The following is a 704-nucleotide window of genomic DNA, read 5'->3' on the forward strand; positions in this document are numbered from 1 at the left end:
ACCATCTGCAAGATGCTCGGTCACAAGGATGTGAAGATGACGCAGCGGTATGCGAGAGTGACCCAAAAGAAGCTGTTTGAGGACATGGACAAGTTCATCGCTGCAACCGAGAAGGACTTCGTTCTCGCATTATGACCAAGGCTTTCAACTTTTCTTTTCACAGTTCAACTACATTATTATATTATAAGGGCAACAACTATGAGCAGAAGTACATTTTCAATTTTGCCTTACATCAACAGACAGAAGGTGAAGGCAGACGGAACAGCCAACATACTTTGCCGCATCACCGTTGACGGAAAAAGTGCAGCCATTTCCACAGGCATATCCTGTACCCCACAGGAGTGGAATGCCAAGAAGGGAGAGGTACGGAACGCAAGGGACAGCGGACGATTGGCAGGTTTCCTTGCTGAGGTCAAGGATAAATACAACTCACTTCTTTCCACCAACGGCATCATCACCGTGGAAATGCTGAAGGCAGTGTTGAAGGACAAGGACACGACAGGAAAGTTCTTGCTGAGCTTTGGTGATACCATCGTGGAATGGTATCGAACCGCAAAAGCCAGACAGACCTTTCTGCACAAGCGGACATGGCAGAAGAACCTGAGAGCCTTTGTCCATTCGTTGGATAAGGACGACATCGCCTTTGAGGACATAGACGAGAATTTCGGGGAGGAATACAAGCTATTCCTGAAACGAGACCAGGG

General features: G+C 47.7%; 1 protein-coding gene and 1 pseudogene. Both read left to right on the forward strand.

The window, feature by feature from the left end; translation table 11 throughout:
• A pseudogene (locus tag NNC77_RS16545) lies at nucleotides 1–135 on the forward strand (site-specific integrase); the annotation flags it as partial.
• 63 nt (nucleotides 136–198) lie between these two features.
• Nucleotides 199–704, forward strand: a 506-nt coding sequence (locus NNC77_RS16550; protein WP_254986911.1) for a phage integrase SAM-like domain-containing protein, incomplete at its 3' end; no start/stop codon positions are given.

This window comes from Segatella copri (genome assembly GCF_024330485.1).
Classification (GTDB): Bacteria; Bacteroidota; Bacteroidia; order Bacteroidales; family Bacteroidaceae; genus Prevotella; species Prevotella copri_L.